The 7,071-nt window shown below is 61.0% G+C and carries 10 protein-coding genes; 5 read left to right on the forward strand and 5 right to left on the reverse strand.

The genetic code is table 11. From position 1 onward, the window contains the following. On the reverse strand, positions 1 to 1,045 hold a 1,045-nt coding region (locus BFP93_RS20565), incomplete at its 3' end, for an ABC transporter permease (RefSeq protein WP_141687994.1). After that, complete coding sequence (locus BFP93_RS20570; RefSeq protein WP_065885127.1) at positions 1,045 to 1,728, reverse strand: ABC transporter ATP-binding protein; 684 nt, start codon at positions 1,726 to 1,728, stop codon at positions 1,045 to 1,047. The genes BFP93_RS20570 and BFP93_RS20565, both read right to left, overlap by 1 nt. Positions 1,729 to 1,738: 10 nt before the next feature. Between BFP93_RS20570 and BFP93_RS20575 the strand changes: the two genes are divergently transcribed. From BFP93_RS20575 to BFP93_RS20585, 3 genes are all read left to right on the forward strand, one after another. After that, entirely contained in the window at positions 1,739 to 2,344 is a 606-nt protein-coding gene (locus BFP93_RS20575; RefSeq protein WP_065894672.1) for an arylesterase, read from the forward strand. 58 nt (positions 2,345 to 2,402) lie between these two features. Beyond that, positions 2,403 to 2,696 carry a hypothetical protein gene (locus tag BFP93_RS20580; RefSeq protein WP_057722836.1) on the forward strand — a complete coding sequence of 98 codons (294 nt, stop codon included), beginning with the start codon at positions 2,403 to 2,405 and terminating at the stop codon, positions 2,694 to 2,696. 81 nt (positions 2,697 to 2,777) lie between these two features. Then, on the forward strand, positions 2,778 to 3,743 hold the full coding sequence (locus tag BFP93_RS20585; protein WP_065894674.1) for a L,D-transpeptidase family protein: 966 nt from the start codon (positions 2,778 to 2,780) through the stop codon (positions 3,741 to 3,743). Positions 3,744 to 3,838: 95 nt separating this feature from the next. Here the strand turns inward: BFP93_RS20585 and oprI are convergent, their stop codons facing one another. After that, positions 3,839 to 4,090 carry an outer membrane lipoprotei OprI gene (oprI, locus tag BFP93_RS20590; RefSeq protein WP_003172710.1) on the reverse strand — a complete coding sequence of 84 codons (252 nt, stop codon included), beginning with the start codon at positions 4,088 to 4,090 and terminating at the stop codon, positions 3,839 to 3,841. A 612-nt stretch (positions 4,091 to 4,702) separates the two neighbouring features. Between oprI and BFP93_RS20595 the strand changes: the two genes are divergently transcribed. Further along, on the forward strand, positions 4,703 to 4,984 hold the full coding sequence (locus BFP93_RS20595) for a GNAT family N-acetyltransferase (RefSeq protein ID WP_003233387.1): 282 nt from the start codon (positions 4,703 to 4,705) through the stop codon (positions 4,982 to 4,984). Positions 4,985 to 5,040: 56 nt separating this feature from the next. On the opposite strand, the gene BFP93_RS20600 is transcribed toward BFP93_RS20595, so the two are convergent. Beyond that, positions 5,041 to 6,117, reverse strand: coding sequence for a 3-deoxy-7-phosphoheptulonate synthase (locus BFP93_RS20600; protein ID WP_065894676.1), 1,077 nt, complete (start codon positions 6,115 to 6,117; stop codon positions 5,041 to 5,043). Positions 6,118 to 6,248: 131 nt separating this feature from the next. After that, positions 6,249 to 6,683 (reverse strand): PilZ domain-containing protein, encoded by a 435-nt coding sequence (locus tag BFP93_RS20605; protein WP_065894678.1) that lies wholly within the window; start codon positions 6,681 to 6,683, stop codon positions 6,249 to 6,251. On the opposite strand from BFP93_RS20605, the gene BFP93_RS20610 reads away from it, so the two are divergent. Then, the gene (locus BFP93_RS20610) at positions 6,682 to 7,068 is read left to right on the forward strand and encodes a thioredoxin (protein ID WP_065894680.1); all 387 of its coding nucleotides are present in this window, start codon (positions 6,682 to 6,684) and stop codon (positions 7,066 to 7,068) included. The genes BFP93_RS20605 and BFP93_RS20610 overlap by 2 nt on opposite strands. Positions 7,069 to 7,071 lie beyond the last annotated feature (3 nt).

The raw sequence follows: 7,071 nt of genomic DNA on the forward strand, positions 1-7,071 counted from the left end.
CGTCCGCGGGCAGCAGATCGTGCAGGAAGTAGAACAGCCCGAATTGCGCGAGCCAGCCGAGGACGGCGCCGGTCAGGCTTGCCAGCAGGCCCAGTACGCTCAGTTGCAGGCTGAACAGCAACATGGCTTCGCGGCGTGACAGCCCCAGGCAGCGCAGCAGGGCACTGGCATCGAAGCGTCGGCTGGCAAAGCGGTTGGCTGACAGCGCCACGGCCACGCCGGCCAGCAATACCGCCACCAGGCTGGCCATATTCAGGTAACGCTCGGCCTTGCCCAGGGCGCCGCCAATCTGTTGGTTGCCATCGCGCGAGTCCTGCAGGCGCTGGTTGGCCGCCAGGCCCGGCTTGACCAGGTCGCGATAGGTTTGCAGCGCCGTGCTGCCGGGTGGGGCGCGCCACAGTTCGCGATAGCTTACGCGGCTGCCAGGCTGGACCACGCCGGTGGCGTCCAGGTCCGCCAGGTTGATCATCACCCTGGGCGTGAGGCTGTAGAAATTGCCGGCGCGGTCGGGTTCGTAGGTCAGGACGCGCGCCAGACGCAGGGTTTTCATGCCGACGTCGATGCTGTCGCCGACCTTCAGGTCCAGCGCTGTCAACAGCCGTGCTTCTACCCAGGCTTCGCCGGGTTTGGGGCCGCCGCCCGGGGTTTCGGTACCAAAGGGTTCGCCCGCACTTTTGAGCTCGCCCCGCAGCGGATACTGCTCGTTGACTGCCTTGATACTGGAAAGCTGGATGCCGTTGTCGGCCGCAATAACGCTGGAGAATTCCACGATGCGCGCATGATCCAGGCCCAGTTCGGTGCCGGATCGGATTTGCTCGGGGCGGGCTGGCGAGCTGCCTTCAAGTACCAGGTCCGCGCCCAGGAACTCGGTGGCGCGCAACAGCATGGCGCCGTTGAGGCGTGCACCGAAATACCCGATAGCGGTGCTGGCGGCCACCGCCACCAGCAGGGCGAAGAACAACACACGCAATTCGCCGGCGCGGGCATCGCGCAGTAATTGGCGCATGGCAAGACTGAACAGGCGTAACAGCGGCAGGCGTGCCATCAAGGCTCCAGGGGCGCGACCATCAGGCCGGCTTCAAGGCGGATCAGGCGTCGGCAGCGATGGGCCAGGCGCTCGTCGTGGGTGACCAGTACCAGGGTCGTGCCGCTCTCTTTATTGAGTTCGAACAACAGGTCGCTGATGCGCTCGCCGGTATGGCTGTCGAGGTTGCCGGTGGGCTCGTCGGCAAACAGCACGTCAGGCTCGGCGGCAAATGCGCGGGCAATCGCCACGCGTTGCTGCTCGCCGCCGGAAAGCTGGCGTGGCGAATGGGTCAGGCGCTTGCCGAGGCCGACGCGTTCGAGCAGGTGCGTGGCGCGCTCGCGGGCATCCTTGCGGCCGTCCAGCTCCAACGGCAGCATGACGTTTTCCAGCGCATTGAGGCTGTCGAGCAACTGAAAGGACTGGAATACGAAACCCACGTGTTCGGCACGGATGCGCGCGCGTTGGTCCTCGTCGAGACTGCTCAGGGCTTGACCTGCCAGGGTGACTTCACCGCTGCTGGGCAGGTCCAGGCCGGCCAGCAGGCCGAGGAGGGTGGATTTGCCGGAACCGGAGCTGCCGACGATAGCCAGGCTATCGCCCTTGTTCAGTTCCAGGCTCAGTTCGTGCAGGATAGTCAGTTCACCTTCCGCGCTGGGAACCACTTTGCTGAGGTTTCGCGCGGTGAGAATGCTTGCGCCCATGGAGAATCCGATGCGAATGTGGTTTTTGAGTGCTGGCCTGGCCTTGATGTGCATGGCCCAGAACGCAGCGGCGGGTACAGTCCTGATCGTTGGCGATAGTATCAGTGCCGGTTTCGGCCTGGATACCCGCAAAGGGTGGGTCGCCCTGTTGGAGCAGCGGCTCAAACAGGAGGGTTTTGACGATAAAGTGGTCAATGCGTCGATCAGTGGCGACACCAGCGCCGGAGGCCTCGCGCGGTTGCCGGCGGCGCTTGCAGCGCATAAACCGGATGTGGTGGTGATCGAGTTGGGCGGCAACGACGGGCTGCGCGGTCAGCCGCCGGCGCAATTGAAACAAAATCTTGCCTCGATGATTCAGGCGTCCCAGGACAGCGGTGCCAAGGTGCTGCTGCTGGGCATGCAGATCCCACCCAACTATGGCAAGCGGTACGTCGACGCGTTCGCCAAGGTCTTCGGCGAGGTCGCAGAGGAAAAAAAGGTCCCGTTGGTGCCGTTTTTTCTCGAGGGAGTGGGTGGTCATCCTGACTTGATGCAAGCGGACGGTCTGCACCCGGCAGTCGCCGGCCAGGGCAAGTTGCTGGAAAATGTCTGGCCGACGCTCAAACCGCTGTTATGACGCTTTTCTACCGGCAGGCTTTCGGCTAAGGTGGCGCCCCCCCGATTTGGAGCCCCTGATGTCGCGTCCTGCCTGGTCCCTGTTCAACTACCAACTGATCGAGCCTGACGAGCAGCTGGATCTGTTCGCCTGCCAGGAAGTGCGAGTGCATCTGGTGGCGCGTCAACTGGAGTTGGGCGGCTCGATTGATCGCACGCTCTGCGGCACGTTGTTGCCGGCGCAACCGCTCTGGTCGTCGGTGGATCGTTCGATCTTCCAGGACCAGCGGTTGTGCCCGTTGTGCAGGGCCATTCTGGAGTCGCAAAAGCGCGGCACACCGCCGATCTGGCCGGAGCTGCGCTTCGAGCTCTAGCGCGGCCGGCTTGATGCCAGGCACTCGCTTGACGTATACAATCAGTTTTTTCCTACCGTCGTTCTGCGAAGGATTTTCCGGATGTTGTCGCGCCTTTCCGTCGTTACCTGCTGCCTGTCTCTCGCTGCGCTCTGTGCGGCCGGTCCGGCGTCAGCCTTGCAGTTGCCCTTGCCGCCGCCCGGTGAGGACATCGTCGGTCAGGTCCAGGTGATCAAGGCCAAATACGAAGACACGTTTGCCGACCTGGGCACCACGTACGACCTGGGCTATTCGGAAATGGTCGCCGCCAACCCGGGCGTCGATGCCTGGCTGCCAGGGGCGGGTACGGATATCGTGCTGCCGACACGGTTCATCCTGCCGCCGGGCCCGCGCGAAGGCATTGTGATCAACCTGGCTGAATATCGGCTCTACTATTACCCCAAGGGGCAGGACGTGGTTTACACCTTCCCGCTGGGGATTGGTCGTGAAGGCTGGGGGTCGCCCATTGCCCACACCAGCATCATCGCGAAGACGCCGAACCCCACCTGGACACCGCCGGCCTCGATCAAGGCCGAACATGCCGCCAACGGTGACCCGCTGCCCAACGTAGTACCTGCCGGCCCCGACAACCCGTTGGGCCCGTTCAAGTTCACCCTGGGCACACCGGGTTATCTGATCCATGGCTCCAACATGAAATTCGGTATCGGCACCCGCACCAGCCACGGTTGCTTCCGCATGTTCAACAACAATGTGCTGGAAATGGCGAGCATGGTGCCGGTCGGCACGTCGGTGCGTATCATCAACGATGCCTATAAGTTCGGCAGCGCCGGCGGCAAGGTCTACCTCGAAGCCCATACGCCGTTGAACGACGATGGCACGCCCTCGGTGGTCGACAAGCACACGGCGGTGATCAATGCCCTGCTCAAGCGTGAAGACCTGGCCAACAATCTGCGGGTGAACTGGGATCAGGTGCGTGATGTGGTGGCGGCGGAAGATGGCTTGCCGACTGAAATCGGTGTGCCTGGCGTCGCTCCGGTGGTGTCCAGCGCGCCGGTTGATTTTCAATAAAGCTGGTGCGGATGGCTGCGGCCAGTTCAGCATATTTCGGGCAAAAAAAAGCCGACCCATAAATGGATCGGCTTGATAACAACCCCGAAGGATTATTACTTGCGGCTTGCTTTTTCAAGCATGCGCAGAGCGCGCTCGTTAGCTTCGTCAGCAGTCTGTTGTGCTTTTTGAGCAGCAGCCAGCGCTTCATCAGCTTTACGGTAGGCTTCGTCTGCACGAGCCTGGGAGCGAGCTGCTGCATCTTCCGTTGCAGTCAGACGCGCTTCGGTTTCTTTGGAGACGCTGCTGCAACCGGTAGCCAGAACTGCGGCCAGAGCCAGAGCAGAGAATTTCAGAACGTTGTTCATCGTGTTCCCCTTCAAGGACTTTCTATTAGATGACTACTGTCTCAGAGTGAGCAAATAGCCGGCGTACATACTACCCATTACTTGTAGTAAGTAAACTGACGTTGCGCAAGAAGCAAAAAAAATTCTGGTACCGAATCTGTTTTGGCTAATCTGTGGGAGATTTGTATAAAGACCAGACGGGTTTTTTCATCCTGCTGAAGATTGGATCCAGGCTGAAAGCGCCGGCCCACATGCCTCGAGCCTTGTAAGCAGATGAAATGTTATATATCCAGACGGGCACTTGCGTTGCGCTTGCGCGTACCGCAACGGGTATCTTTCGCTCATCTAGAGGTGACTTTAACAGCGCCAGTTCGTCTCAAGCTGCAACTGCCGGCAATGTTCAGGCGTTCGGTCACCGGTTGATCGAGGCCCTTTCTAATAATCCGCCCGTGGCAGGGGATGACGAGTGTGCCTTGAGCAATTGCTGAATTGGTGCCTACTATTCCCTGCGTGCAGGTGTGAGCGCTCAGGGTTTTCTCGTTGTCGAAACCGGCACGGGGTGGCGTAGATGTTCCTTCGCCGGAAAAACATCGGTAAGGTAGGGTCAATATTCAAGACCCGCGAGGAGTAGTGATGAGCGAGGCGTTGTCCATCCACCATGACCAGGCTGGTCATCAGTTCGAGACCAATGTGGACGGTCATCGTGCCTATCTGACCTATATGGACCTCGGGAAACAGACCCTGGATATCTATCGCACGTTCGTGCCCAACGCGTTGCGTGGGCGTGGTATTGCGGCTGCGTTGACCGAAGAGGCGTTGAAGTTCGCCGAAGAGTCAGGCTATACGGTCATCCCGTCCTGCTCCTATGTGGAGCGCTACATGGAGCGCCACCAGCGCCATGCCGCCAAGCTGTGAACGAACAGCCATAAAAAAACGCCGGGTTTAGCCCGGCGTTTTTGTGTGTGCCTGATTCAGGTGCGTTTGCGTTTGGGCAATACGTCCTTGAGCTTGGCGTGCATGCTGCGCAGGGTGTTCTCGGTAGCGGCCCAGTCGATGCACGCGTCGGTGATCGACACGCCGTACTGCAAGTCGGCCAGGTCTTTTGGAATGGCCTGGCAACCCCAGTTCAGGTGGCTCTCGACCATCAAGCCGATGATCGACTGGTTGCCTTCGAGGATCTGGTTGGCGACGTTTTCCATCACCAGCGGCTGCAGGGCCGGGTCCTTGTTGGAGTTGGCATGGCTGCAGTCGACCATGATATTTGGCTTGATGCCGGCCTTGTTCAGCGCCTGTTCGCAGAGTGCGACACTGACCGAATCATAGTTGGGCTTGCCATTGCCGCCGCGCAGCACCACGTGACCGTAGGCGTTGCCCTTGGTGGTGACGATGGACACGCCGCCTTCCTGGTTGATGCCCAGGAAACGGTGAGGGCTGGAGACCGATTGCAGCGCGTTGATCGCCACGGTCAGGCCGCCGTCGGTGCCGTTCTTGAAACCCACGGCCGAGGACAGGCCGGAGGCCATTTCGCGGTGGGTCTGGGACTCGGTGGTGCGGGCGCCGATGGCCGACCAGCTGATCAGGTCCTGCAGGTACTGCGGGGAGATCGGGTCCAGCGCTTCGGTCGCGGTGGGCAGGCCCATTTCCGCCAGGTCCAGCAGCAGTTTACGACCGATATGCAAGCCGTCCTGGATCTTGAACGAGTCGTCCAGGTACGGGTCGTTGATCAAGCCTTTCCAGCCGACGGTGGTACGCGGCTTCTCGAAATAGACGCGCATCACCAGGTACAAGGTGTCGGACACTTCCGCCGCCAGCACCTTGAGGCGCTCGGCGTATTCGTGAGCGGCCTTGAGGTCGTGGATCGAGCAAGGCCCGATGACGACGAAGAGGCGGTGGTCGGTGCCGTCGAGAATGTCACGGATGACTTCGCGACCCTTGGTGACGGTCTGCAGGGCAGCGTCGCTCAGGGAGATTTCGCGCTTGAGCTGATCGGGCGTGATCAGGGTCTCGTTGGATTCAACGTTAAGGTCATTGATCGGTAAATCAGCCATCGTGTTACTCGTCAGGGTCACGGGTGCCGGCCGCCAGCCATCCCCGTGCGGCGGAGCACAGCATGATTTGGATGCAGGGGGGAGGAACCTTAGCGCGTAATACGGGCCCGCGACAATGGGCAAAGGCCGCTTTAATCCAGCGCTGGCTGCATAACGGCCGCGTGGGAGAACTCGCCGGCGTGGCGCGACACCCAATCGTGGGCCAGGGCTTCGAGTTGCTGGGCCGTGAGCTCGGCGGTTTCGTGCAGGCGGCAGTAGCGCTCGATCTGGCACACTTGCTCACCCATGCGCGCGCCGAACAGGGCATGTTCATCGGTAAAACTGATGCCGATGCGATAGCCGGCTTGCCCTTTGCGGCACCACGCGACATAGCCCGGATAGCGCGCGGTGGCGCCCAGGGAGGGGATCGACAGGTCGACCGCGGTGCCAGGGCGCCAGGCACGCGGCCAGTTGCAGGCGATGCCGCCGCGGCCGATAGTGCGCAGGCGTTGGCGGGGCAAGGGGGGAGACGGACGTTGGATCAACTCGACAGCGACATCATCAGGGTGAGGTAAAAAACGACCCATGTACACGGACTCCGAACACCGTCTTATGGACGGCAGTGGCAGCAGTATAGTGAAGGAACTGGAATTGACTGACCTGGATATCGACCAGCAACTGCTGGGATTGCCCGGGTGTTCGCTGGTAGTGTTTACCAGTGTCGGTTGTTCCAGTTGCCGCTGGGCGCGCCAGCAGTTGCCGGGCTGGCGCTTGCCGGTGGACCGACTGTGCTGGGTGGATGCCGGGCACAACGGTGGCGCGGTCGAACGTTACCAGATCTTTCATTTGCCCGCGTTGTTCCTGGTGTGCGAGGGTCAATTCCTCGGGCAATTACAGACACGTCTTACGCAACCAGACCTGACCGACGCGGTAAACCACGCACTGACACGTACCCCAGAGGATTTGCCATGACCG

The organism is Pseudomonas sp. 44 R 15 (genome assembly GCF_900004965.1).
GTDB classification, from domain to species: domain Bacteria; phylum Pseudomonadota; class Gammaproteobacteria; order Pseudomonadales; family Pseudomonadaceae; genus Aquipseudomonas; species Aquipseudomonas orientalis_A.